The sequence below is a fragment of the Bradyrhizobium sp. WSM4874 genome (genome assembly GCF_055811835.1).
The window spans coordinates 117,837-142,982 of record NZ_JBVVPR010000019.1 but is presented as its reverse complement, the minus strand read 5'-3'; the positions used below and the strand labels follow the sequence as shown (position 1 = coordinate 142,982).

General features: G+C 63.6%; 24 protein-coding genes. 9 read left to right on the top strand and 15 right to left on the bottom strand.

The window, feature by feature from the left end:
• Window positions 1–377: 377 nt before the first annotated feature.
• Window positions 378–2,000 carry an exodeoxyribonuclease VII large subunit gene (xseA, locus tag AC0L3P_RS20855; protein WP_473304567.1) on the bottom strand — a complete coding sequence of 541 codons (1,623 nt, stop codon included), beginning with the start codon at window positions 1,998–2,000 and terminating at the stop codon, window positions 378–380.
• 136 nt (window positions 2,001–2,136) lie between these two features.
• Here xseA and AC0L3P_RS20850 point away from each other — a divergent pair, with 136 nt between their 5' ends.
• The 3 genes from AC0L3P_RS20850 to AC0L3P_RS20840 are packed head-to-tail and all read left to right on the top strand — an operon-like array spanning window position 2,137 to window position 4,096.
• Complete coding sequence (locus AC0L3P_RS20850; protein ID WP_473304565.1) at window positions 2,137–3,246, top strand: alpha/beta hydrolase; 1,110 nt, start codon at window positions 2,137–2,139, stop codon at window positions 3,244–3,246.
• Window positions 3,243–3,797, top strand: coding sequence for a hypothetical protein (locus AC0L3P_RS20845; protein WP_473304563.1), 555 nt, complete (start codon window positions 3,243–3,245; stop codon window positions 3,795–3,797). The genes AC0L3P_RS20850 and AC0L3P_RS20845 overlap by 4 nt, the downstream gene beginning before the upstream one ends.
• The gene (locus tag AC0L3P_RS20840; RefSeq protein WP_018453460.1) at window positions 3,797–4,096 is read left to right on the top strand and encodes a winged helix-turn-helix domain-containing protein; all 300 of its coding nucleotides are present in this window, start codon (window positions 3,797–3,799) and stop codon (window positions 4,094–4,096) included. Before AC0L3P_RS20845 ends, AC0L3P_RS20840 begins: the two co-directional genes overlap by 1 nt.
• Window positions 4,097–4,366: 270 nt before the next feature.
• Here AC0L3P_RS20840 and AC0L3P_RS20835 read toward each other — a convergent pair whose 3' ends face one another.
• From AC0L3P_RS20835 to AC0L3P_RS20825, 3 genes are all read right to left on the bottom strand, one after another.
• Window positions 4,367–6,649 carry a KAP family P-loop NTPase fold protein gene (locus AC0L3P_RS20835; protein ID WP_473304559.1) on the bottom strand — a complete coding sequence of 761 codons (2,283 nt, stop codon included), beginning with the start codon at window positions 6,647–6,649 and terminating at the stop codon, window positions 4,367–4,369.
• Window positions 6,650–7,132: 483 nt separating this feature from the next.
• Window positions 7,133–7,687 carry a hypothetical protein gene (locus tag AC0L3P_RS20830; protein ID WP_473304557.1) on the bottom strand — a complete coding sequence of 185 codons (555 nt, stop codon included), beginning with the start codon at window positions 7,685–7,687 and terminating at the stop codon, window positions 7,133–7,135.
• Window positions 7,688–7,758: 71 nt separating this feature from the next.
• Window positions 7,759–8,010 carry a hypothetical protein gene (locus AC0L3P_RS20825; protein WP_354255206.1) on the bottom strand — a complete coding sequence of 84 codons (252 nt, stop codon included), beginning with the start codon at window positions 8,008–8,010 and terminating at the stop codon, window positions 7,759–7,761.
• 262 nt (window positions 8,011–8,272) lie between these two features.
• On the opposite strand from AC0L3P_RS20825, the gene purD reads away from it, so the two are divergent.
• Window positions 8,273–9,556, top strand: a complete 1,284-nt coding sequence (purD, locus tag AC0L3P_RS20820) for a phosphoribosylamine--glycine ligase (protein WP_473304554.1) — start codon at window positions 8,273–8,275, stop codon at window positions 9,554–9,556.
• Window positions 9,557–9,727: 171 nt separating this feature from the next.
• Complete coding sequence (locus tag AC0L3P_RS20815) at window positions 9,728–10,633, top strand: alpha/beta fold hydrolase (RefSeq protein WP_473304552.1); 906 nt, start codon at window positions 9,728–9,730, stop codon at window positions 10,631–10,633.
• Here AC0L3P_RS20815 and AC0L3P_RS20810 read toward each other — a convergent pair.
• Entirely contained in the window at window positions 10,630–11,088 is a 459-nt protein-coding gene (locus AC0L3P_RS20810) for a nucleoside deaminase (RefSeq protein WP_275172521.1), read from the bottom strand. The two genes, AC0L3P_RS20815 and AC0L3P_RS20810, sit on opposite strands and share 4 nt — an antisense overlap.
• A gap of 120 nt (window positions 11,089–11,208) precedes the next feature.
• On the opposite strand from AC0L3P_RS20810, the gene AC0L3P_RS20805 reads away from it, so the two are divergent.
• A complete protein-coding gene (locus AC0L3P_RS20805) occupies window positions 11,209–13,362 on the top strand; it encodes a pseudouridine synthase (RefSeq protein WP_473304550.1) in 2,154 nt (717 codons plus the stop codon).
• Window positions 13,363–13,364: 2 nt separating this feature from the next.
• The gene (gene rsmD, locus AC0L3P_RS20800) at window positions 13,365–13,919 is read left to right on the top strand and encodes a 16S rRNA (guanine(966)-N(2))-methyltransferase RsmD (RefSeq protein ID WP_354208236.1); all 555 of its coding nucleotides are present in this window, start codon (window positions 13,365–13,367) and stop codon (window positions 13,917–13,919) included.
• Between the two features lie 133 nt (window positions 13,920–14,052).
• On the opposite strand, the gene mutL is transcribed toward rsmD, so the two are convergent.
• Window positions 14,053–15,864, bottom strand: a complete 1,812-nt coding sequence (gene mutL, locus AC0L3P_RS20795; protein ID WP_473304547.1) for a DNA mismatch repair endonuclease MutL — start codon at window positions 15,862–15,864, stop codon at window positions 14,053–14,055.
• A gap of 245 nt (window positions 15,865–16,109) precedes the next feature.
• Between mutL and AC0L3P_RS20790 the strand changes: the two genes are divergently transcribed.
• The gene (locus AC0L3P_RS20790; protein WP_275172418.1) at window positions 16,110–16,427 is read left to right on the top strand and encodes a ribbon-helix-helix domain-containing protein; all 318 of its coding nucleotides are present in this window, start codon (window positions 16,110–16,112) and stop codon (window positions 16,425–16,427) included.
• Window positions 16,428–16,571: 144 nt separating this feature from the next.
• On the opposite strand, the gene AC0L3P_RS20785 is transcribed toward AC0L3P_RS20790, so the two are convergent.
• The 4 genes from AC0L3P_RS20785 to AC0L3P_RS20770 are packed head-to-tail and all read right to left on the bottom strand — an operon-like array spanning window position 16,572 to window position 19,535.
• A complete protein-coding gene (locus AC0L3P_RS20785) occupies window positions 16,572–18,140 on the bottom strand; it encodes a GMC family oxidoreductase (protein WP_473304544.1) in 1,569 nt (522 codons plus the stop codon).
• A gap of 29 nt (window positions 18,141–18,169) precedes the next feature.
• Window positions 18,170–18,718, bottom strand: a complete 549-nt coding sequence (locus AC0L3P_RS20780) for a gluconate 2-dehydrogenase subunit 3 family protein (protein WP_354061512.1) — start codon at window positions 18,716–18,718, stop codon at window positions 18,170–18,172.
• A 34-nt stretch (window positions 18,719–18,752) separates the two neighbouring features.
• Window positions 18,753–19,148, bottom strand: coding sequence for a VOC family protein (locus AC0L3P_RS20775; protein ID WP_275172421.1), 396 nt, complete (start codon window positions 19,146–19,148; stop codon window positions 18,753–18,755).
• Entirely contained in the window at window positions 19,149–19,535 is a 387-nt protein-coding gene (locus AC0L3P_RS20770) for a c-type cytochrome (protein ID WP_354208362.1), read from the bottom strand. It lies immediately after the preceding gene.
• A 426-nt stretch (window positions 19,536–19,961) separates the two neighbouring features.
• Here AC0L3P_RS20770 and AC0L3P_RS20765 point away from each other — a divergent pair, with 426 nt between their 5' ends.
• A complete protein-coding gene (locus tag AC0L3P_RS20765; RefSeq protein WP_354101211.1) occupies window positions 19,962–20,150 on the top strand; it encodes a hypothetical protein in 189 nt (62 codons plus the stop codon).
• Between the two features lie 62 nt (window positions 20,151–20,212).
• Here the strand turns inward: AC0L3P_RS20765 and arfB are convergent, their stop codons facing one another.
• The 5 genes from arfB to lspA form a co-directional block, all read right to left on the bottom strand.
• The gene (gene arfB, locus AC0L3P_RS20760) at window positions 20,213–20,629 is read right to left on the bottom strand and encodes an alternative ribosome rescue aminoacyl-tRNA hydrolase ArfB (protein WP_275172423.1); all 417 of its coding nucleotides are present in this window, start codon (window positions 20,627–20,629) and stop codon (window positions 20,213–20,215) included.
• Window positions 20,630–20,742: 113 nt separating this feature from the next.
• Window positions 20,743–22,110, bottom strand: coding sequence for a M16 family metallopeptidase (locus AC0L3P_RS20755; protein ID WP_473304539.1), 1,368 nt, complete (start codon window positions 22,108–22,110; stop codon window positions 20,743–20,745).
• Window positions 22,107–23,501, bottom strand: coding sequence for a M16 family metallopeptidase (locus AC0L3P_RS20750; RefSeq protein ID WP_473304537.1), 1,395 nt, complete (start codon window positions 23,499–23,501; stop codon window positions 22,107–22,109). The genes AC0L3P_RS20755 and AC0L3P_RS20750 overlap by 4 nt, the downstream gene beginning before the upstream one ends.
• A gap of 198 nt (window positions 23,502–23,699) precedes the next feature.
• Window positions 23,700–24,425 carry a hypothetical protein gene (locus tag AC0L3P_RS20745; RefSeq protein ID WP_354255260.1) on the bottom strand — a complete coding sequence of 242 codons (726 nt, stop codon included), beginning with the start codon at window positions 24,423–24,425 and terminating at the stop codon, window positions 23,700–23,702.
• Between the two features lie 97 nt (window positions 24,426–24,522).
• Window positions 24,523–25,017 (bottom strand): signal peptidase II, encoded by a 495-nt coding sequence (gene lspA / locus AC0L3P_RS20740; RefSeq protein WP_199198057.1) that lies wholly within the window; start codon window positions 25,015–25,017, stop codon window positions 24,523–24,525.
• Window positions 25,018–25,146 lie beyond the last annotated feature (129 nt).

Below are 25,146 nucleotides of genomic sequence, written 5' to 3'. Positions count from 1 at the left end.
ACGGACGTGTAAGGCGCACTCTCTCCCAACGTCGTCCCGGCCTAGTGCGCAATTGCGCACGGGGGCCGGGACCCATAACCACAGGGAGAGGTTTGGCGAAGACTGGTCGTTCGGGACCGATACCACGCGCAACTGATAGATCACGCGGTATGGGTCCCGGCCCCCGTGCGCAATTGCGCACTAGGCCGGGACGACAGCGAGTTCGTGGCACGCGTCCCACATCCGCACTGTCATCGCCCGGCTTGACCGGGCGATCCAGTACGCCGAGACGGCTGTGATTGATCGAGAAGCCGCGGCGTACTGGATTCCCCGCTCCAGTGCGCAATTGCGCACAAGGCGGGGAATGACGGCGAGGGTGGCGCGACGCCCTCGCGCCTCTAAAACAAATTCCCCTGATCCACCGGCTTGCCCACGCGCTTTGGCGCGGGCTTTGTCTCTTGCGCCGCCGGCTTGGCTTGCGAAGGCGCCCGCTTTGCCGTCGGTGCTGCACGATCCGCATCCGCGGTTGCACCCACACGGCCATCCGCAAACTCGATCTCGACCCTTGCGCCGGGCCCGATCGCGTCCGCCGAATGCAGGGGATGGCCGGCCTCGTCGCGCACCAGCGCAAAGCCGCGCGCGAGCACGCCGCGATAGGACAACGCGGAGAGCAGCTTGCCGCTGTTCTCGACGCGGGCATCGAGCCGATGCAACAGCGTCACCAGCGCGCGGCCCGCGCGCTCGGCAAGGCGATGCGTGCGCTCGCGTTGGCGCGCAATCGCATTGCGCTGCGCCTGCGCATTGGAGAGCTTTGAGGCGCGCAAGCGCACCTCCAGCCCGGCAAAGCGGTCGCGCCGCCGCCGCAGCAGCGAGCGGGTGGAAAGGCCGAGCCGCTCGCCGCACACGGTGAGGCGATGATCGGCCTGCGAGATCTGGCCGTGCAGCACCCGCAGCGTCAGCTTGGCGCCTGCGGCGGTGAACCTGCGGAAATGCGCGTGGGTGTTGGCTTTGAGGCAGCGGGGCAGGGACGCACCCGCCGAATCAAGCCGTTGCCGGGGGATCGCCAGCAGATCGCCGGCGGCCGGCAGCGCGCGCGCGGCCGCGCGCAGCTCGCTGCGACGGCTTTCATGGCCGCGCTGCCAGCAGGACCGGGTGCGCCGCCCGAGATCGCCGACCTCGACAAAGAGATCGCTGCGCACCGGCACCGCCATCTCGGCCGCCGCCGTCGGCGTCGGCGCGCGCTTGTCGGCGACGAAATCGATCAGCGTGATGTCGGTCTCATGCCCCACCGCCGAGATCAGCGGGATCATGCTCTCGGCCGCGGCACGGACCACGATCTCCTCGTTGAACGACCACAGATCCTCCAGCGAGCCGCCGCCGCGCGCGACGATCAGCACGTCGGGGCGCGGAATCTTGCCGCCCTCCGGCAGTGCGTTGAAGCCGCGGATCGCTGCCGCGACCTGCTCGGCCGAGCCTTCGCCCTGAACTTTCACCGGCCACACCAGCACGTGGCGCGGAAAGCGGTCCTCGAGCCGATGCAGGATGTCGCGGATCACGGCGCCGGTCGGCGAGGTCACGACGCCGATCACCTCCGGCAGCCACGGCAGAAGCTGCTTGCGCGCCTCGTCGAACAGGCCTTCGGCGGCGAGCTTCCTCTTGCGCTCCTCCATCAGCGCCATCAGGGCGCCGATGCCGGCCGGCTCCAGCGCCTCGATCACGATCTGGTATTTCGAGGAGCCCGGATAGGTCGTGAGCTTGCCGGTGGCGATGACCTCGAGCCCCTCCTGGGGCTTGAAGCGCATGCGGCCGTGCACGCCCTTCCAGATCACCGCCTCGATCTTGGCGCTCTCGTCCTTGAGCGCGAAATAGCAATGGCCGGAGGAGTGAGCCCCGCGGAAGCCGGAGATCTCGCCGCGGACCCGGACATGGCCGTAGGTGTCCTCGACCGTCCGTTTCAAGGACTGCGAGAGCTCGGAAACGGTGAATTCGGGCGTGTTGAGCAGGGGTTCCGCTGAAGGCATCGGCAAACGATTCGGCATGTTGGGATCAGACCCGACGTTAAGGATTTTTGCAGCGCGGCGCCAATCCGGGGATTGATCAAGAGAGTACTCTGTAGTATAGAGTTCTCTATATTTGATCGATTTGAGAGGAGTGGTCATGGCAATTCGACTGCTGCGCGGCGTCTTAAGCGGACTGAAATGGGCCCTGTGTGCGGTCGGCGCCGTGGCGCTGATCCTGACCGCGATGATTGCGACGCCGCTGGAGCGACCGCCGGAGATGCGATCGGTCTCCGACTCCGCCAAGGGCATCGACTGGTCCACGCTGCCTCCGCTCGAGCGTTTTCAGGCCCGCGACGGCACCTGGATCGGCTTCCGCCACTACGCTGCCAAAGCGTTTTCAAGCGAAGTGGAAGCCGGTTCGCGTGAAGAAAACGCGTCAAAACAAGAATCCGGAGCCCCGTTCCGATCCCATCGGAACGGAAATGGCTCCGGCCCCGCGACCGGCCGTGGCGCGATCTTCATCCACGGCTCGTCCGGCTCCAGCGGCACCGTCAATCATGCCCTGACCCATGCCATCGCCTCGCGCGGGGTCGAGACCTGGGCGCTCGACATCCGCGGCCATGGCGGCTCCGGCACGCGCGGCGACATCGGCTATGTCGGCCAGCTCGAGGACGACCTCGTCGACTTCGTCGCCGAGGTGCGCAAGAGCGCGCCGGAGCTGCCGCTCACCTTGATCGGCCATTCCGCCGGCGCCGGCTTCTCGCTGCGCGTCGCCGCGACGCCGATCATGCAGGACATGTTCGTGCGCACGGTGCTGCTCGCACCCTATCTCGGTTATGACGCGCCGACCAATAAGCCGCATGCCGGCGGCTGGGCCAATGCCGACCTGCCGCGCCTGTTCGCGCTCGCCGCCCTGCGCAAGCTCGGCATCGACTGCTGTTCGCAGCTTCCGGTGCTCGCGCTCGCCGTGCCCGCGACTTCGGCAAAGTATCTCGTCTCCACCTATTCGGACCGCCTGATGCGCAATTTCGCGACGCGCGGCTATCGCATCGATTTTCCGGCGACGACACGGCCGGTCACGATCTTCGGCGGCGCCGAGGACGAGATGATGATCTCGGATAAATATGCGGAAGTCGTGCAGGCCATTAAACCCTCGGTGACCGTCAAGATCATCGACGGCATCAACCACATGGGCATCGTCACCAACCCGAAGGCGATTTCGGTCATCGCGGACGACGTCGCAACGCGCGGGGCAGGGCAGTCATGATCGGCAGCCAGGAGGCGTCCGCGGCGCTGGCCGATATCGACGACATCGTCCAGCGCGTGAAGCAATCGCAGCTCTATGAGCTGGCGAGCTTTGCTGCCGTCTGGTGGGGCATATTGGTGTTCGCGGCCAATCTCGTGACCTGGCTTTGGCCGATTTATGCGGTCTACGCCTGGGTTGCCGCGGACGCTTTGGGCGCCGGCGGTCTGGTGGCGCTGCGCATTTTCAATCCGCCGCATCACTCCCATGGCGCCGCCTTCAATGTCAGGCTGCTTCTGGTGTTCGTGCTGTTCTTCGCCTTCGGCTATCTCTGCACCAACGTGCTCGGTCATTTCGGTCCGCGCCAGCTCGGCACGTTCTGGCCGCTCTACTTCATGCTGTTCTATTCGCTGGCGGGTCTCTGGTTCGGCTATGCCTTCATCGCGATCGGTCTCGGCATCTCCGCGCTGACGCTGATCGGTTATTTCTACATCGGCGAGGCGTTTCCGCTCTGGATGGCCTTCGTCAATGGCGGAGGCCTGATCCTCGGCGGCCTCTGGATGCGGCGGATCTGATGGCCGAGCTCGACGACATCATCCATCAGCCGTTGCGCCTGAAGATCATGGCGGCGCTAAACGCGTTGCCGGCCACCGCAGGATTGGAGTTTTCCCGGCTGAAAAAGCTCACCGGCGCGACCGACGGCAATCTCGGCGCGCATATCGAGACACTCGCCAAGGCGGGCTACGTGTCGGTTGAAAAAGCCTTCGTCGGCAAGAAGCCGCAGACCACCGTCACCGCGACCGCGGCGGGCCGCGGCGCGTTCGCGCGGCATGTGGCGACGTTGCAGGAGATTATTGCGGGGAAGCAGGGGTAGGCCATTGGTCAGACTGTACCGTCGATTGGTTATCACGAACAACGACGTCGGCTTCGAAAGGAGTAGCGAGCTTGCGTTTCGTGTCAGGTCTTTTTCGTAGCAGGAGTTTTCATTTTGCTAGACATCTCTGCGAACCCCTGTCCGCTGCGCTATGCCGAGGGCTCCGCGCCTCGCCCCGTTGCTCCACCGAGCCCGGTGGCAACTGACTCGATCGCGTCCTTGAGAAGCAGTAATCCTTGTGGGGCGACTGCCCGTGTACTCTCACATAACTTACTCGTCGCTTGCATCGTCCATTGCTATTTCGGCAACGGGTTGCCTGGCACTTTCGTTTCTTTGCCACGCTTTCAATAGCGCTGAGGCCTTTTTACGAATCGCGCGCGGACGACCTGCATTTGCCAACACTTCCAAACGCGAGAATGCCTCTCCCTTATCGAGGAAAAGGCCGACGACATCATCACGCAGCGGATGGGTTACGCCCGTGTCTGAGCTGCTTTGCCAACCGCGCATCGCCTGGAGAGCACTTAGAAAGCCCTCATCGTCACGAGTTGCTGCAGCGATATACTGCCTCGCAATGGACGCGCTGCCGAGCTGAACCCAGCAATAGAGTGCGTCCAAGGGGCTCGGCAGGGTGATTATCCTCTTCACACCGAACGTTTCGTATCGTCGGGTGATGAGTATCACAGCTTCATCAAGCGCCTCACGGCTGAGCCATTGGTTTTCAGGATAGGATCTGTTGCCCTTCGGCAGACCGTGGGCAAAGCCCAGATCGCGGACCAAATGGGACAGCCAATTGATGGCTTTCCCTCTCGTTACGATGTCGGAGAAATCCGACGGCTTATTCTTCTCCACCAAATGAACTGCTTTGCGCCAGAGTTCACTCCTCCCAAATTCCTGGATGCCCACGGCCTCGACCGCCAATTCGTCCATCGTCAGCGCAAACGCCCAAGCCATGCCATCTGCTTCGGACGTCGAAAGTGAGCCCGCTGGTTGATCCAAAAGTCGATCCAGCAGTAGATCAACGAAGTGCCCTCTTCGTTCATGCTCCCGCCTTAGCAACTCTAACAGGAACGCCTTGGCTCTTCCTACGCTGGTCGCGCATGCCTTGCGAAATGAGATAAGATCGCCATCCTTCAGCGCGTATGATGGTGCTTCGAAGGCAAAATATTGCCGCCAGTGGCTCGGACTTCCCAATCTGTGTTTGGCTTCGAAATTTCTCAGCTCGTCACGCGTAAAGTCAAAGACCTTTCGCTTGCTCTCATCATCAAATGCGAACGAACCCACGCCGGGTAGAAAGCTATTGATACCAGAGAGATATGCGCGGCTTGCCCAGCCATGCTTCTCCATCAGCTTTGATAGAGATTGAGCCATTTCGCCAGGCTGGGTGTCCCCGGCACGGCCCCCGTCGCGATACGCACCGACATTCTGAAGATACTCGCGAGTCCATGTATACAGCTCGTACGATTTGAGCTTCAGCAGTTGCAGCCACAGAAAATCGCAGAAGTCCGACTCGAGTGGCAGCAGAGGCCAGCTTAAGGCAACGGCATCGAATAGCCGGGCGACGTCTCGCGGTGTTGCTAGAAAGGTACCACCCCAAATATCAAAAAATAGATGTTGCCGGTACTCTGCATCGCGGTCTCCTTGAATCCTCTCAAACTCCTTAGGAAAAGCTTGCTTGAGCTTCCTTTTGAGGGCCCTTCGGAGAGCGAAAGGTTCCTGCGGCGGGATGTGAATGACTTCCTGAAGTATCTTTTCGGTATAGCGACGGCCATCCTGAACCTGCAACGTATGGCGGACCTGCTCCGACAACACGTTGGAGTCGTAGCAGATCAGGTACGTGATGCAGGGAAAATCGGCCACCTTTTGCACCATGCGCAAGACCTCTACAGCCTCTTCAGGAGGCAGACGATCTACGTCGTCAATGACGACGTTAAACCTAATTTCCGAATGCGTTCGTCGCAGCTCTCTCAGCCCTTCAACGATTTCGGCCTTCAGTTTTTCGAGCGGAACTGCATTTCCGAAGAACGGTATAAGCCTATCAAGCCCCTTAAGACCTATTGCCGCCAGTGCGGTGGTGCCGCTCGGATCTAGCGATGCGGCGCCGCCAACAGGTCCCGCTAACGCTCCGATATATCTCCCGTACTTCCGAATAGACTTAGACAATTTTCTTCGGGCACGGCGGAGTTGCCAGGACGTGAAGGACGACCCGAATTCGGATGATTCTTCGATCCTATCGATCTCGGTCGCCAGCAAGCTAAAGAACGCGGCAATAAGCACGCTTTTGTCGCCGATGAGCCACGGCTCGAAGCGAAGCACACGTTGTCCTGAGATTCTCTCCAGCTGCTCGCCTATAAAATTGACGAATGTGGATTTTCCGCTCCCCCACGAGCCTTCAATGCCGAGCGCGTAACCGTCGCCACGAACCAAAGTCGCGAGCGTATTGGACAATCGAGCAATGGTTTCATTGAGCCCAAACTCGTCATCATCTATCGAGACAAGGGCCTTGTCGCCGGTTAGAGGCGGGCGCGATGCTTGCACGTCGCTTTGGGCATCCATCAACAATCTCGGGCGTCAGACGACAACTTAAACGATCACCCGAGGCTACGGCTTTGCCTACCGTGAGTCACGCCCAAATGACCTGCCAGACGATGGCATTGCTGCGGCGCGCTCTTAGCTTCGATGACCGAGCCAACCATCAGTTCAGCTAAGGGCTTCTCTTCACCGCCAAATCGCTCCATCATCGCTCCATTATGTATTGCGGTGACAGTGCACTAAACCATTTCGATTGATGCTTTGGCATTGGAATTTAATGCACTATCACCGTAGCTCCGTAATTCCGCCGAAGCATTCATCTCCCTTCGAGCAGCTGAAGCATCTCGCGCCGTTCATGGGCCGGGACGGGGTGGTGCGCGTTTCCGGCGCACGCTGCCGTTATGGCTGGCGTGAAGCCGGCTTAGCCTATGGCAGCAATATCATCCTGGCAGTGCTCTACATGATCCAGACATGGAGGCGTCCGTGATGGTCCTCCATCGTGGGAGCCTAGGGAGACCGCTTCGAGAGGGGCGGGCGCTCAGGCCACGTCTTCTTCCCGCGACGGCGAGGAGACACGGCGAACTGGATGCCCACAGCGAAACCGATCATTTTTCGTATCTGCTTCTCGTAGTGGGCGTATTCTCTAAGCATCTTTGTGTCGGCGAGCGCCTTCGCTGTGCGGTCGTTGGATACGATAGGGAGAATAAGATGCGCGCCATCTTCTGCGGTAAACGACCAAAGAAGCGTGTGCAGTCCGATGTTACGCTGGACAGATACGACATCGTTCGTCTTTTCGAGGAGCCAGTTTATCTCCGTCAACTCACGGCTTGATGCCTTGAATTTTAGCTCCGCGACTTTGCGAAGCATGTCTCGCTGGGTTTTATCGCTAGGTATGGCATGCCAAGCAGCAAGCGCTAGCTGCCAATTTCGACCGTGCGTGAATAACTCGGAATAGAGTTCTCCAAGGATGGAGTGGTACTCATTCCATGCCATTGCTATCTTGCCGATAGCGATGGCGTGCGCGTCTCGCGCGTCCTGCCCGTGAGGCTTGTATTCAGTCATGGCTTGCCAAAGAATTCGCTGTTGTATGTGGATCAGGGGTTGAACAGCGGAAAAGCAGCGCGAGCACTAGTTCATTTTGGGCCGACGCTGTAGCAGTTCTCAAACATCATGACCGAGTCAGCTTTGGGCTCTGGTCGTCTGAAGAAGCAGAACGACGTGGTAGTGTTGTTCTGTACTGTGACCAGGATTTTTCCATCGGGGGTCATTGATGAGCCAACGATACGCCCCTTGCTCATCAGCAAGCCCGGGAGGTCGACGGTCTGGGCATGTGCTGGGGGAACGCTGGCAATAAAGGTGGCGACGGCTATGGTACCGAGGCGCATAATAGCTCCATGACTAACAATCTAAAGGCGAAAGATTAGTGGAGCTTTGGAAAAAGGCAAACGGAACGCCCCGGCTAGAGCCGGCGCAATAAGTGGATCTTAATCAACCTGGTGTTGGGCGTCAGAGCTGAAGAAGCTCTTGTCCGGCTTGGCCTTGCACTGTTCGAAGCCAATGTTGCAGCGTCGGTGGTCCGTTTCCCCTTGAGCCCCACCCCGATTCATGCGACCTCCGCCACAGCAAACCCCTCATTTCGAGCCTTCGATGCACATTCTCCTGCTTGGTTCCGGCGGCCGCGAACATGCCCTGGCGTGGAAGATCGCAGCCTCTCCCCTGGTGACCAAATTCTGGTGCGCGCCGGGCAATGCCGGGATCGCGCGCGAGGCGGAATGCGTGGCGCTCGACGTCGCCGACCATGCCGCCGTGATCGCCTTCTGCAAGACGAATGCGGTCGAGCTCGTGGTGGTCGGCCCGGAGACGCCGCTGGCGGCCGGTATCGTCGATGACCTCACCGCCGCCGGCATCAAGGCGTTCGGGCCGGACAAGATCCCCGCCCAGCTCGAAAGCTCGAAGGGCTTCACCAAGGCGCTGTGCACCGAATTCGGCATTCCGACCGGCGCCTACAAGCGCTTCACCAACGCCGCCGATGCGCGTGCTTACGTCCAGAGCCAGGGCGCGCCGATCGTGGTCAAGGCCGACGGCCTTGCCGCCGGCAAGGGCGTCGTCGTCGCCAAGTCGGTGCGCGAGGCGGAGGACGCCATCGCCATGATGTTCGAGGGCGCCTTTGGCGAGGCCGGCGCCGAGGTCGTGATCGAGGAGTTTCTGCCGGGCCGCGAGATCAGCTTCTTCGCGCTGTGCGACGGCGAGACCGCCATTCCGCTGGCGTCCGCGCAGGACCACAAGCGCGTGTTCGACCACGACGTCGGCCCGAACACCGGCGGCATGGGCGCCTATTCGCCGACGCCGCTGGTCACGCCGGCGATCCACGACGCGATCATGGCCAAGATCATTCTGCCGACGGTATCAGGCATGAAGCAGCGCGGCACGCCGTTTCGCGGCATCCTCTACGCCGGGATCATGCTGACGACGCAGGGCCCGAAACTGTTCGAGTTCAACGTGCGCTTCGGCGATCCCGAGTGCCAGGTGCTGATGCTCAGGATGATGTCGGACATCGTGCCGGCCTTCCTCGCCGCCTGCGACGGCCAGCTGAAGAACTTTGACCTCCGCTGGCATCCGGAGGCCGCGCTCACGGTGGTGATGGCGGCGAAGGGATATCCCGGCGACTATCAGAAAGGCACGCGGATCGAGGGGCTCGATGACGCCTCAGAGGTCGAGACCGCCGAGATATTCCACGCCGGCACGGTCGAGAAGGACGGCGCCATCCTCGCCAATGGCGGCCGCGTGCTCAATGTCTGCGCGCTCGGCAAGACCGTGACCGAAGCGCAAGGGCGCGCCTACCAGGCCGTCGACCGCATCAACTGGCCGGAAGGTTTTTGCCGCCGCGACATCGGCTGGCAGGCGGTGGACGCCGAGAAGTCCAAGAGCTGACAGGCTTTTTTCGCACGCCGGCGAAATTTGCGACCGCGCCGTCGGCCCTCCGAAATTGTGTAGGCGGCTGTTGGACTTAGCTACTGTGCATGGGGTTGTTTTTCGACTTTTTTGTTTTGGGACATTCTCAAGACCGAACAGATCCCACGCTGACAGATAAGGATGCAGAAGATGTCCGATCTCGCCGACCTCTATCCCGGCTTCGCCTCCGAATGGATCAACACCTCCTTCGGCCGCATCTTCGCCCGCGTCGGCGGCAAGGGGCCGCCGCTGTTGCTGCTGCACGGCTTCTCCGAGACCAACGTGATGTGGCACCGCGTCGCGCCGCAGCTGGCCGACCGGTTCACGCTGATCATCGCCGATCTGCCCGGCTATGGCTGGTCCGACATGCCTGAGAGCGACGCGCTGCACATGCCCTACAGCAAGCGCGCAATGGCCAAGGCCATGGTCGAGGCGATGGAGCGCCTCGGCCACGTGCACTTCGCGCTCGCCGGCCACGATCGCGGCGGCCGCGTCTCGTATCGGCTGGCGCTCGATCATCCCGGCCGGCTGTCGAAGCTTGCGGTGCTCGATATCCTGCCGACCTATAATTACTGGGAGCGGATGAACCGCGTCTACGCGCTGAAGATCTATCACTGGACGTTTCTGGCGCAGCCCGCGCCGTTGCCGGAGACGCTGATCTCGAGCAACGGCGAGTTCTTCCTGCGCTTCAAGATGGCGAGCCAGACCAGGTCGAAGACGCTCGACGCCATCGACGAGCGCGCGCTCGAACACTACATCGCCCCGTTCCGCGATCCCGCCCGCGTCCACGCGATGTGCGAGGATTATCGCGCCGGCGCCTATTTCGACTACGATCTCGACAAGGCCGATTTCGAGGCCGGCAAGAAGATCACGATTCCCATGCTGGCGCTGTGGGGCAACGCCGGCGTGGCGCAAGCCGCCGCCACCCCGCTCGACATCTGGAAGCAGTGGGCGACCAACGTCGCGGGCATGCCGGTGGATTCGGGGCACTTCCTCACCGAGGAGAACCCCGACGTCACCGCCAAGGCGCTGCGCGAGTTCTTTGCCGCGCCTTAGCGCCGCTCCCGAAAGAAGTCCTTGAGCAGCCGCGCCGACTCGCTTTCGCCCACCCCGGAATAGACATCCGGGACGTGATGGCAGGTCGGCGAGGTGAAGAACCGCACGCCTGATTCAACCGCGCCGCCCTTGGGGTCGGCGGCGCCGTAATACAGGCGCCTCACCCTTGCAAACGAGATCGCGCCCGCACACATGGTGCAGGGCTCCAGCGTCACGTAGAGGTCGCAGTCGACCAGGCGCTCGCTGCCGATTTTCTTGGCGGCGTCGCGCAGCGCAACGATCTCGGCATGAGCCGTGGGGTCGTAGTCGGTCAGCGTCCGGTTCGCCGCGGTGGCGATGACCTCGTAATTGCGGACCACGACGCACCCGATCGGAACTTCGCCCGCCTTTCCGGCGTTTTCGGCCGTTTTGAGCGCCAAATCCATGAAAGAGGGGGCTTTCAAGCCTCGTATCATCCCGAGAAACCTGCTAGTAGCTGCGCCTTCAGCAGAAGTGCTTGACCGAATTTGCCTGAGCATGCGGCTCGAGACGAGCGCGCACAATGCTTTCTGGCCACCCCCTGAGTGAGTTTATTCATGCCTCGCGACAGCGACAAAGACAACGATTCCCGCGGCCGGCGTGATCGCGGCCCGGCCAAGGGAGGCTCCGCCAAGGGCCGCTCCGGCAAGCCACGCGGGCCCGACAAGAAGTTCGCCAAGCGCGGCTTTGAGGGCAAGGGCGACAGCCGCCCGCCCCGCGGCGACCGCGACAGCCGGCCGGTTCGTCGCCGCGAGGACGGTGATGCCCCGCGCCGCGACTTCAGCGACCGTCCGAAGTTCAATCGCCAAGATCGGCCGCGTGAAGAGCGGCCGCGCGGCGAGGATCGTGGCGAGCGCAGCTTCAAGCCGCGCGGTGATCGTCCCTTCAAGCCGCGTGAAGACCGTCCGTTTTCCGATCGTCCGTCGCGCGACGGCGAGAAGCGCCCGTTCAAGCCCCGTGGCGACCGCCCATTTTCTGATCGCCCCTCGCGCGATGGCGAGAAGCGGCCGTTCAAGCCGCGCGGTGATCGCCCGTCCTATGGGCGTGATGACCGTCCGCCGCGCAGGGATCGCGACGATTCCCGTCCGGCCGGCCGAACCGGTGACGCGAAGTTTGGCGACAAGCGACCTTACGCACCGCGTGGCGACCGTCCGGAACGCAAGTTCGACGGCGAGCGGAAGTTTTCGCGCGGTGCACCGGACCGCAATCGCAGCGAGCGTAGCGATTCGAAACCCTGGCAGAAGCGCGATGCGGCCCCGCGCGGCGACCGGCCGCCGCGCAAGGACTTCAACAAGGGTCCGCGCAAGGATTTTGGCGGCAGCGACCGCGGTCAGGACAAGCCCTGGCAGAAGCGCGACGATCGGCAAGGCGGCGGCGAAGACCGTCCGCGCTTTTCGCGTTCGCGCGACGATCGCACATCGGGTGATCGTCCGTTCCGTGAGCGGCCCAAATTCGATCGGCCCAAGTTTGATCGCCCGCGCGATGATCGTCCCAGATTCGATCGCGGCGGCGATCGCCCGAAATTCGATCGTCCGCGCGAGCGTTCCGAGGGCCGTTCCGACTGGCACGAGCATCCCCGCAGCGAAGCGCGTTCCGGCGATCGTCCACGCCGCGAAAACGAGGATGACAGCAGGATCTTCGAGAAACGTCCCGCCTTCGGCGGCCGCGGTGCCTATCGCGAGCGCGATCGTGATTCCGAGCGGCGGCCGCGCCGCGAGGAAGAGGTCAAGCCGAAGAAAGCCGGCGAGCGTATCGCCAAGGTGCTGTCGCGTGCGGGCCTCGCCTCGCGCCGCGATGCCGAGGAGATGGTCACGCAGGGCCGCGTCAGCGTCAACGGTCGGGTCATCAACTCGCCGGCGCTCGACATCACCTCGAACGATGTCGTTACTGTCGACGGCAAGCCGTTGCCGGAGCGCGAGCGCACGCGGCTATTCCTCTATCACAAGCCGCGCGGCCTGATGACGACGCATGACGATCCCGAGGGACGTCCGACCGTGTTCGACAATTTGCCCGAAGGTCTGCCGCGGCTGATCAGTGTCGGCCGGCTCGACTTCAACACCGAGGGCCTGCTGCTGCTCACCAATGATGGCGGGCTCGCGCGCACGCTCGAGCTGCCGGACACCGGCTGGCTGCGCCGCTACCGCGTCCGCGCCCATGGCGACGTCACGCAGGCGCAGCTCGACCAGCTGAAGAACGGCATCGAGATCGAGGGCGTCAAATATGGTCCGATCGACGCCACGCTGGAGCGTGACCAGGGCGCCAATGTCTGGCTGGTTTTTGCGATCCGCGAGGGCAAGAACCGCGAGGTGCGCAACGTTTGCGCCCATCTCGGGCTCGAGGTGAACCGGTTGATCCGGGTCTCCTACGGCCCGTTCCAGCTCGGCGAGGTCCCGGAAGGCCACGTCGAGGAGATCAAGTCCCGCGTGCTGCGCGACCAGCTCGGCGAAAAGATCATCGAGAAATCGGGCGCGCAGTTCGACGTGCCGCAGAAATCGGCCTCGCATGAGGGAGACGACGCGCCGCGCGAGAAGAAGCCTGCGAGCAAGCGCGGCGTGATCAACGACCGCAAGGGCCGCCGCGTTCTGGTGCAGCGCACCGGCAGCGAGGAAGCGCGCGAGCGCAACGAGGCTGAGGCGAGCGGCTATGGTCCGCCGCGCCGTCCCAAGCGCGGCTATCACGGCAAGCGCGATCTGGCGCCGAAGGAGGACTGACGTTGCGCGTCGTCGGCGGTCGATTGAAGGGGCGCAATTTGGCCTCACCGTCCTCGCGCGACATCCGCCCCACGGCGGACCGCCTGCGCGAGTCCGTGTTCAACATCCTCATGCACGCCTATGACGATCCGATTGCGGATGCGCGTGTGCTCGATCTCTTCGCCGGTACCGGCGCGCTGGGCATCGAAGCGTCGTCACGCGGCGCGAAGTTCACGCTGTTCGTCGACAACGGCGCGGAAGCGCGCGCCCTGCTGCGGAACAATGTCGAGACGCTGGGCTTGGGCGGCGTGACAAAAGTTTATCGCCGCGATGCGACCGATCTCGGGCCCGCACATCCGGTCGAGCCGTTCTCGCTGGTGTTCCTCGATCCGCCCTATGGCAAGGGGTTTGCGGAGAAGGCGCTTGCGAGCTTGCGCGACGGCGACTGGCTGACGCCGGGCGCGCTGCTCGTCGTCGAAGAGGCAAAGGCTGCGCAGTTCGTCACGCCGGAAGGCTTCGAAGAATTGGAGCGGCGCGCGTATGACGACACGGAGTTCGTGTTTTTGAAGCGGCCTTAATTTCAAAATCGGTTCTTAGGGTGGAATAGCCGAAGGCGTAACCCACCACCTTGCCGCGCACGTGGGACGAAGTTGGTGGGTTACGCCGAGCAGATGCGCTTTGCGCATCTGCAGGGCTAACCCACCCTACGAATTACCTCCGCCCGAACAGCTTCTCCACGTCGCTCAGCTTCAGCTCGACATAGGTCGGGCGGCCGTGATTGCACTGGCCGGAGTTCGGGGTGTCCTCCATCTCGCGGAGCAGGGCGTTCATCTCCTCGGGCCTGAGCCTGCGGCCGGCGCGCACCGAACCGTGACAGGCCATGGTGGCGGCGACGTGCATCAGGCGGCGCTCCAGCGGCAGCGCCTCGTCCCACTCGGCCATGTGCTCGGAAAGATCGCGCAAGAGCCCGCCCGCGTTGGCCTTGCCGAGCAGCGACGGCGTCTCGCGCACCGCAACCGCGCCGGGGCCGAAGGATTCGATCGCGAGGCCAAACGACGTCAGCTCCTCGCTGCGCTCGAGCAGGCGCTCCACCGTGGCCTCGTCCATCTCGACGATCTCCGGGATCAGCAGGATTTGCCGCTGCACGCCATTGGCAGCCAGCGAGGCCTTCAGCCGCTCGTAGACGATGCGTTCATGCGCGGCGTGCTGGTCGACGATGATCAGGCCGTCGCGAGTTTGAGAGACGATATAGGTCTCGTGGATCTGGGTGCGCGCAGCGCCGAGCGGTCGGTCGACCAGATCGCCGGCGGGCTGCGTTTCGATCCGCACGTCCGCACTGGGCGCACCGACGTCGAACGCGGCCTGTGTGCGCTCGGCGAAGGCGGGCGCGGCCGCACCGTCGAATGACGGCATCGGCGCGACCGGGGCGGATGGCGACGCCCGCCAGTCCCAGCTTGCCGGGCGCGGCGTGAATGCGGGACGGAACGACGACAGCGCGCTCTCGCCGCTGTTAGCGGCCGTACGCCGGCCCTCCCGTGCAAGCCCTTCCTTTAATCCGTGCACGATCAGTGCTCGGACCAGGCCGGCGTTGCGAAACCGCACCTCGGTCTTGGCCGGATGCACATTGGCGTCGACCTCGCGGGGATCGAGCGTGACGAACAGCGCCAGCACCGGATGACGGTCGCGCGGCAGATAGTCGGCATAGGCCCCGCGCACCGCCCCTAGGATCAGCTTGTCGCGCACCGGACGGCCGTTGACGAAGAGATATTGCCCGAGCGCGTTGGCTTTGGTCAGCGCGGGCGCTGCGGCATAGCCGGCGACCATTACGCCCTCGCGCTCGGCATGGACCTCGATGGCATGGCTGCGGAACTCTGCTCCCAGGATGGCGCCGAGACGAGTCAGGCGACCGGCGACGCCGGGCAGCGCCGCAGCCCAGGTCACCGGGGCGCGCTCTTCGCCCGCAAGCGTGAAGGCGATTTCGGGCCGCGCCATCGCCAGCCGCCGCACCACCTCACGGATCGCTTCCGCCTCGGTCCGGTCGGTCTTCAAGAACTTCAGCCGCGCCGGCGTCGCGTAGAAGAGGTCGTTGACCTCGACCCGCGTGCCGTGCGCGAGCGCCGCCGGCATGATCTCGGACTTCTCGCCGCCCTCGACATTGAGCGCCCAGGCGTGCGGCTCGCTGACATGCCGCGTGGTGATGGCGAGCCGCGCCACAGAGCCGATCGAGGGCAGCGCCTCGCCGCGGAATCCGAGCGTGCGGATCTGCAGCAAGTCCTCGTCGTCGAGCTTGGAGGTTGCGTGACGCTCGACCGCCAGCGATAGGTCCCTGGCGGTCATGCCGCCGCCGTCGTCGGTAATGCCGATCCGCCGGCGCCCGCCGCCATCGGTAAAGACGTCGATCCGGCTCGCGCCGGCATCGATGGCGTTCTCGACCAACTCCTTGACCACGCTCGCGGGCCGTTCGACCACCTCGCCGGCGGCGATGCGGTTGACGACCTGTTCGGGCAATTGGCGGACGGGCATGAAACTTGGGCTTCGACCTGGATTCGCTGACAGCGATATTCTAGGCCGTGTTGCGTCAAAAGCATGTGTTGGGCAACAGGAACATGGCGGGCTGGGGAAAAGGGCTGTCTATCGCATTGAAGAGATTGGACGTTCGAGAATATCGCGCAACTGGGATGGATCAATCTCCGGTGCTGGTCCCGATTGTGGGGTACCGGGCTGCGGTGTAGCATCGTGAAAAAACGGCAACAGGACGGGAGGACGCCATGTGCCATCTCTTCGCGCACCAGCCCCAACGCGACTACGAATCCCAGACCCGCTCGTTGCGGATCGGAGGGCATTGCACCTCGATCCGTTTGGAAATGGCATTTTGGGACACGCTGGAGGAGATCGCGGCCAAGGAGAACATGAGCGTCGGCAAGTTCCTGACGACGCTCTACACCGAGGTGCTCGACCATCACGGCGAGGTCAACAACTTCGCTTCGTTGCTGCGCTGCTCCTGCCTGATCTACCGCGCCAAGGCGACAGCACCGGTGCAGACGTTCAAGACGACGGTCGCGCCCATCCTCGATGCGGCGGAATAGCCCCGATGTCGTCCTGGCGAAGGCCAGGACCCATACCGCGGAATCCGTCAGCGATGGGCGGTATGGGTCCCGAACAACGAGCCTTCGCCGAACTCCTTCCTGGGGCAATGGGTCCTGGCTTTCGCCAGGACGAACGAGATTGGATCAAATCTCCTTCTTCTGCATCGCACCCGCAATGTAATCCGCCTGCCGGATCGCGAGCGAGACGATGGTCAGCGTCGGATTGCAGGCTGCGCCGCTGGTGAACTGGCTGCCGTCGGAGACGAACAGGTTCTTGACGTCGTGGCTTTGGCCGAACTTGTTGACCACGCCGTCTCGCGGCTTGTCGCTCATCCGGTTGGTGCCGAGATTGTGCGTGCTCGGATAGGGCGGTGTCGGATAGCTCACGGTGGCGCCGACGGCGTCGTAGACCGCAGCGCCCTGCTTGTAGGCGTGCGCGCGCATCGCGAGATCGTTGGGATGATCGTCGAAGTGCACGCTTGCGACCGGCTGGCCGAACTTGTCCTTCACGACAGGATCGAGCGTGATGCGGTTGGTCTCCTGCGCCATGTCCTCGCCGACCAGCCACATCCCGGCCATCCGCGGATAGCCGTCGAGCGCCGCGGTGAATGGACGTCCCCAGGCGCCGGGATTGAGGAACGCCGCCATGAAGGGCAGGCCGATCGATAGTGTCTCCATCTCGTAGCCGCCGACGAAGCCGCGCTTCGGATTATTTGCGGCCTCATCGCGGATGATGCCGGCCATGGTGGTGCCGCGATACATGTGCACCGATTTCTCGAACACGGCGTAGACGCTGCCGGTCATGTGGCGCATGTAGTTGCGGCCGACCTGGCCCGATGAGTTGCCGAGGCCGTCCGGAAACATCGTGGATGCGCTGTTCAACAGCAGCCGCGGGCTTTCGATCGAATTCCCGGCCACCGCAACGATACGGGCCTTCTGGCGCTGCATCGCGCCAGTCTCGTCGGCGTACACCACGCCGGTGACCCTGCCCCCCGCGTCATGCTCGATCTTGACCGCCATGCTCGCGGGGCGGACCTCGAGATTGCCGGTCGCCTCGCCCTTGGGGATCTCGGTGTAGAGCGTCGACCATTTCGCGCCTGATTTGCAGCCCTGAAAGCAGAAGCCGATCTGCTGACAGGCGCCGCGGCCATCGCGCGGTTGGCTGTTGATCGCCATGTTGCCGGTATGCACGGTTTTGTATCCGAGCTTCTTCGCACCGGCTTCCATCACCCTGAAGTTATTGTTGCCGGGAAGTCCGGGAATGCCGTTGGTGCGGGTCACGCCCATCTTGTTCTCGGCCTTGGCGTACCACGGCTCCATCTCGGCAAGCGTGACCGGCCAGTCCAGCAGGTTGGTGCCGGGAAGGTTGCCGTAGGTGCTCTTCACCTTGAACTCGTGCTCCTCGAACCGCAGCGATGCGCCGGCCCAGTGTGTGGTCGAGCCGCCGACCGCCTTGACGATCCAGGCGGGAAGACCCGAGAAGTCTTTTGCGACGCGCCATGTTCCCGACGTGGTGCGGGCATCGGTCCACGCGAGTTGGGAGAAACTCTCCCACTCGTCATTGACGAAGTCCTGATTTTCGATGCGGGGACCTGCTTCGAGAATGACGACCTTGACGCCCTTCTGTGCGAGTTCGTTGCCCAGTGTGCCGCCGCCGGCACCGGAGCCGACGATCACCACAACGCCGGAGTCGTTCAGATCGAATTTTGCCATGTGCGTTCTCCTGAACCGTTGGGTGGACGTTAAGCCTTCGGCAGCCAGTCGATGTCGGCGAAGCCGCGGTTGATGTAGCCGCCGTGCTCGGCGGAGGAGCCCTCGTAGCCGAACCGCGGCCAGACCTCTTTCTGGTTGTAAAGAGAGACGATGAGGTCGCCGCGCACCTTCTGGAAGAACTCGCTCTGCTCGATCTCCTTCAGGAGCACCACGCGGTCGGCTTCCCACGGCACTTCGGCGTAAGCCACCTTGTGGCGATCACGCGCATTCTGATCGAGCCGTGTGATGCCGTCGCTGATCAGCGACTTGACGGAGGCGTCCTTCGCCGCCTTGCCGTCCCACGGCTTGATCGCGGTGATGTAGTAGCTGTCGCCGAGGACGTCGTGCGGATAAATATCGCGCGCGACCTTCAGCAGCGTCTTCATCGTTGTGGGCGAAAGCGCACTGGTCTCGTCGGCCCATGCGCCCTCGACGCTGACGGCGACGCTGGCCGCGACTGCCGCGACCGGCACGGCGGTCGCGGCGCCCTTGAGAAAGACGCGGCGGCTGTGCTTGCTTCGACGATCGACTTCTCTCATGGCATTCCTCCGTTGATCTTGATTTTTGATTTGGTTAGTTGAAACGTCCGCCGCGCTGAATCACCTCTATCTTGTAGCCGTCGGGATCACTGACGAAGAAGAAGCGCGCTAGCGTTTTGCCGTCGTGCTTGAAGTCACGCAGCTGGCCCGGCGCGAGCTTCTCGCGCTCGAAGCGGGCATGTTCGGCATCGAGATCCTCGACCACCACGGCTAGATGTCCGTAGCCGTCGCCGAGCGCATACGGTTCCTTGCGATCGAAATTGACCGTCAGCTCCACCTCGAAGGGTGAGGACGGGTGCCGCAGATAGATCAAGACAAAGTCTGCGAACTTCAGACGGTCGGTGATTTCCAGGCCAAAGGCCCGCTGGTAGAAGTCGAGAGAGCGCGCCTCGTCGAGTGCGCGGATCATGGAATGGACCGGCTTCGCCATTCAGTGCTGCTCCCTAAGAAAGGCGATGATGGCGGCGCGCGTCTCCGGCTTCGCCTGCCGGTAGACCATGACGACACCGGGAATCACCGCTTGCGGATTGGTCAGCCAGGCATCGAGCTTCGTCTCGTCCCAGGCAAAGGCTGCTTTTGCGAGGGGCTCTGAATAGTGAAAGCCTTCGACCTTTCCGGCGGGACGCCCGACGATCCTAACCAGCGGCGGACCCTGCCGCACCGGTTCTGACAGGTTCGTGGTGTGGCACACCGCGCATTGCTGCTTGAACAGTGTCGCGCCATCCGGCGGCTTTGCAGCCGGCAAGGGCATTTGCGCCTCGGCCACCCGCACCACCAGCACCATCGCGGTGCACAACCCCAGCACGATCGCGCGCATCGTCAAAAGTCCGCCCATCCACGTCAATTCAGCGTGCGCAAATTCTAGGCGCGGTAAAACAAGCCGTGGTAGTAGCGGGCTGTTTCGCTGCGTGCGGAGATGCGCGCGGGCAGCGTTGTTCCGCGCTGCCGCATATGCGGAGGACAATTTCGCGAAACCGCCGTCAAATCCCTAAACGATCACCACACGAGACAGATTGCATCACGGCCGCGCCGTTCGAGCTCGTAACGCGATGGACTGGTTCGGCTCAGGCGGACGGCGCATCAAGCCGCCGAACCGATCATCGCGAAAGTCCAGGAGAAATGGATGAAGTTGTTGAAGACCTCTGCAATCGCATGCGCCGTCTCGGCCCTCATTGTGACACCCGTTCTCGCGCAAGGTACGTCGTCCGGCGCCAGGCCTAGCGGGACCGTGCAAAGCAAACCCATGCAAGGCAGCACAATGGGCAGCGGCGACGAGGAGATGAGCGCCCAGCCGGGCGCGGCGGGCGAGACGACGGGCATGAAGCCGACGAAGGGTACCAGGGGCACGGTTGGCACGACGGGCAGTGCTGCGCACAGAGGGACCACCGACGATTCCGCGACGGGCGGTGCAGCCACGGGCAAGCGCTACTAGCCAATGGAGTGAAACGGCAGAACTCCGGTCGCCCTGCGGCCGGAGTTCTTTTGCTGTGTCTGCTAGTCGTCGAAACCGCGCCCGCGCTTCGATTTGATGTCGCTGCGGCGCTTCTTGCCCTCGAGCCGGCGCTGCTTCGAGCCAAAGGTCGGCTTCGTCGCGCGCCGCGGCTTCGGCCGGATCATGGCTTCGCCGAGCATCTCCGTAAGCCGGTCGATGGCGTCCTGGCGGTTGCGCTCCTGGGTGCGGAAGCGTTGGGCCTGGATCACGATGACGCCGTCCTTGGTCATGCGCTGTCCTGCGAGCCGGGCGAGGCGCAGCGCGGCATCTTCCGGAATAGTCAGCTTGCGGGTGTCGAAGCGCAATTGCGCCGAGGTCGCCACCTTGTTGACGTTCTGCCCGCCCGGGCCGGAGGCGCGGACAAAGCTGATCTCGATGTCGTCCTCGTCAATGACGAGATCGCGGGATATCCGCAGCATGGTGGCACCATTCGTGATGCCCGGACATATCCCGGCCGCCCAAGTTCGGCAATGGCGCCCGAAATGCAAATGGCCGGGCGAGCCCGGCCATTTCAGGAAGCCTACGGACGACGTCAGTTCGACTTCGTCACCGGCGCGGCTGCCGGTTGCGCCGCCGCCTGCGGAGCGCGGCCGACGACGACGGTCAGGAGGCCCTGGCCCCAGAGGCGCTTTGCGGCCGCCTTGGCGTCGTCCATGGTGACCGCTTCGATGACGGCGTTGCGCTTCTCGATATAGTCGATCGGCAGCTTGTCCTGCTGATATTGCAGCAGCGCCTGCGCGAGCTTCGAGGAGGTGTCGAGTGCCAGCATCTGCGAGCCCTTGAGATAGGACTTGGCCTCGTCGAGCTCCTTCTGCGTCGGGCCTTCCTCTGCGATCCGGCGCACTTCCTTGTCGATGGCATCGATGGTGTCGCCGGCACGGTCGGCACGGGTCCCGGTATTGCCGATGAAGACCGCCGAATGCTCCATCCAGAGCAGCGATTCGAATACCGAATAGGCCAGGCCACGCTTCTCGCGCACCTCGCGATAGAGCCGCGAGGACAACCCGCCGCCGCCGAGGATGTGGTTGACGACATAGGCAGCCATGAAGTTCGGATCGCTGCGCTTCACCCCGGGGCCGCCGAAGGTGATCACGGTCTGGGGCACGTCGAGCGTCACGAAGGCGCGTTGCGGCGGCTTGGCGGCCTCGACGTCGGGGACCGGCACGAGGTTGGCCTTGGCGGGCAGGCTCCCAAAAGTGTGGTCGAGCAGCTTGCCGAGCGTTGCCGGATCGACATCGCCAACCACCGCGATCTTCAGCGTGTCCTTGGCGAGCACGCGACCGACATAATCCTTCATGTCGGCCACCGTGATGGTCGGAACGCTGTCGAGGTTGCCGTTGGACTGCCGGCTATAGGGATGATCGCCGAAGGCGACCTCCAGGAATTTGCGGCTCGCCAGCGAGGTCGGATTGGTGGTCTCGCGGCGCAGGCCCGAGATCACCTGGGAGCGGATGCGTTCGACATCGGCGGTTTCGAAATGCGGCGAGGTCAGCGCGCTCCGCAGCAGGTCGAAGGCCTCGTCCTTGTTGTCGCGCAGCATGCGCAGGCTGCCGCGGAACGTGTCGCGGGTGGCGCTGAAGGAGAGCTCGATGGCGCGGCGGTCGAGCCGCTCGTGGAAGGTCTTGGAATCGAGATCGCCGGAGCCTTCGTCGAGGAGATCGCCGACCAGATTGGCGACGCCCGACTTGTCCTTGGGATCCTGTGCCGAGCCGCCCGCAAAGGAATATTCCATCGCGATCAGCGGCACGGTCGCATCCTGCACGAACCAAGCCTCGATGCCGCCCGGCGAGGTCAGATGCTGGATCTTTGCAGCCGCCTGCGACGGCGAGACCGCAGCGAGCGCGAGTGCAGCGCCGGTGGCAAAGGAGAATGCAACGCGTCGAAGGAAGGGATAGGTCACGAACGCTTCTCCTCGCGCTTGGTGGTCGCGGTGTCCTTGATCAGATAGCCCGTCACCGAGCGCTTCTTCTCGAGCCATTTCTGCGCGACGGTGCGGACCTGCTCGGCGGTGACCGCGCGGATGCGATCGGGCCAGCTCCGGATGTCCTCGACCGACAGGCCCGTGGTCAGCGCCCCGCCATACCAGCGCGCCAGCACCGCCTGGTTGTCCTGGGCGTAGATCGCTTCGGCGATGAGCTGGGTCTTGACCCGCTCGAGATCCTCGGCGCGGATCGGATTTTGCGCGATGTCGGCAATGACGCCGTCGACCACCTGCTCGACCTCGGCGAAGCTGACGCCGGATTTGGGCGAAGCCGAGATCGCGAACTGGGTCGGGTCGAGCGAGATGCTCGAATAGCTGGCGCTGGCGGAGACCGCGAGCGGCTTGTCGACCACGAGCGCACGGTAGAGATAGGAATTGCTGCCGCTGCCCATCAGCTGCGCCAGCACGTCGAGGGCCGCGCTTTCGCCGGCCGCAGCCGTGGTCGCCGACGGCACCAGGTAATAGCGCCGCAAGCCGGGTTGCTCGACGCGCGGATCGGCCAGGGTCACGGTGCGCGGCGCCGCGGGCTCCGGCTCCTGCGGGCGGACGCGGCGCGCCGGGATTGCGGGCTGGGCCGGGATGGAGCCGAAATTGCGCTCGACCAGCGGGCGGATGTCGGCGGGCTCGACGTCGCCGGCGATCACCAGGATCGCGTTGTTCGGCGCATAGAAGCGGCGGTAGAAGGCGAGCGCATCCTCGCGATCGAGCTTCTCGATCTCCTGGTGCCAGCCGATCACCGGCCGGCCGTAGGGATGGTTGAGATAGAGCGCGGCCATGATCTGCTCGTTCAGCCGCGCGTCCGGATTGTTGGCGACGCGCATGTTATACTCTTCGAGCACGACGTCGCGCTCGGGCAGCACGTTCTCGTCCTTGAGGATCAGGCCGGTCATGCGGTCGGCCTCGAACTCCATCATCTTCGGCAGCTGCTCTTTCGGTACTCGCTGGTAATAGTTGGTGTAGTCCACTGAGGTCGAGGCGTTCTCGTTGCCGCCGACGCGGAGCACGGTCTGGGAGAATTCGCCGACCGGATGCTTCGAAGTGCCCTTGAACATCAGGTGCTCAAGGAAGTGCGCGAGCCCGGACTTGCCCGGCGTCTCGTCAGCCGAGCCGACCTTGTACCAGATCATTTCCGTGACGACGGGCGTGCGGTGGTCGGGAATCACCACGACCTGCATGCCGTTTCCGAGCGTGAAGCTGGCGGGCGGGGCCGATGTCACCGTGGTCTGCGCAAGGGATGCGCCGGCCGTCAGGACACTCGTCGAAAGCAGCGCGGCAAGGAGGCAGGCAGCCGATCGGTAAGAGGACATCATGATCCTTATGAAAGGCCGAGCCCGGATGTCCGGCTCGGAGGCACGGCATGGTACACCGTGCGGCAAACGCTTCGCGTCACGAAGCAGAGAACTCAACTCGGGCGCAAGTTACTGATAAGCAATAAAAGACCGCGTCCCGCGCGCACGAGCCGTCGGCGCGGGACCGCGTCTGCCGGATATCGCGAAGGGACAGGAGGGCTATTGTTCCTTGTCCTTGCCGGACATGATGTCGAAATAGGTCCGCCGTGTCTTGTCCTCTCCGGCGCCATAGGCGTAGCTCGGCGACGGCGTCTGGTAGCCCGGCGGCGGCTCGACCAGCGACTGGCGCGGCGGCTCGGTCGTGAATTGCTTGGCCTCGCCTTTGTTGTTCGACATCATGCCCCACAGACCGCCGGTGAAGCCGAGTTGGGCGGGGCTGAGCGACGGATTGCCGTTGGTGCCCGGCTGAATAGGATCATTGCTCGTGCGCTCGGGTGCGGCTGTCCTGCCGACCTCCATCTCGGCGGGTGACAACGCCCGCCCTGCCTGCCAGCTCTCCGTCGCCTTGACGGCCTTCTTCCGCTGCGCGATGGCCTCCTTGCGGCGTCTCTCGTCAGGGTCCTTCGGCCAGTTTGGTGCGTTCTTGGCTTCGGTCCCGGCGGGCGGCGGCAGGTCAAGCTTGGGCGGTACCACCAGCGGCGACCGCTCGCGGTATTCGATACCCTTCTTCTCCATGCTCTTGGCGCCGATGCCCGACATCAGATTGTCGATGAGCTTCTCTTCGAAGGTCATGTCGTCATCGTCCTCGCCGTCGTCACCGGCGCGGGCGGCGCCAGCCGACATGACGAGACCGATGCCGAGCGCGACAGCGGACAATTTCAACGCCCGCCAGAACCCCTGCCGGGGGTCTCCAACCATCGAACTGCTGGTCTTCGAGCTGCGCATCACCGTACCTGTTCCAAATTGTGGCAGTTTGCCGCTCTCGCGCGGCATAATCCCTCGCAAAAACAAGGTTCCGCCTGCCGGTCCGTATCAGCCGGGATCAGGGCGCTTTTGCGGCGGGTACCCCCAGGAAGGAATCATACAATAGCGCCGCCACGCCAGCAACGATGGCCACGTCCGCGAGGTTGAACACGTACCAATTATAGGTATTTCCGCCGATCTCGACGTGGAACAGGGCGAAATCGACCACCGCGCCATAGGCCAAACGGTCGATGCCATTGCCGATGGCGCCGCCGATGATCAGGCCGAGGGCGATGGTTGCCAGCAGCGTGTGCGAGCGGGCCATCCAGATCGCCAGCGCAACCACGGCGAGGACCTTCACGGCCATCAGCGCCATCTGCGCCGCCTGGCCGTCGTTCTGGAGCCAGCCGAAGCTGATGCCGATGTTCCAGGCCAGCACCAGGTCGAAGAACGGCGTCACGCTCACCGCTCCGCGACGGGCGAGGTCGAACACGTTCAGCAGCCAGAGCTTTGAGGCCTGGTCGGCCACGAGCGTGACCAGGGCCGCGAGGATGCCGGCGCGGAGCGGGGTCATGGGCAGCTGGCCACATCACGCTCCGTCGTCGGCCTGGCGAAAGCCAGCACCCATGCTCCGAGGCGGTCGTTGTTTGAAAGACTTGTGGTCATCAGCCTTCGTCGCAATTCGCGGCGGTGTAATGGGTCC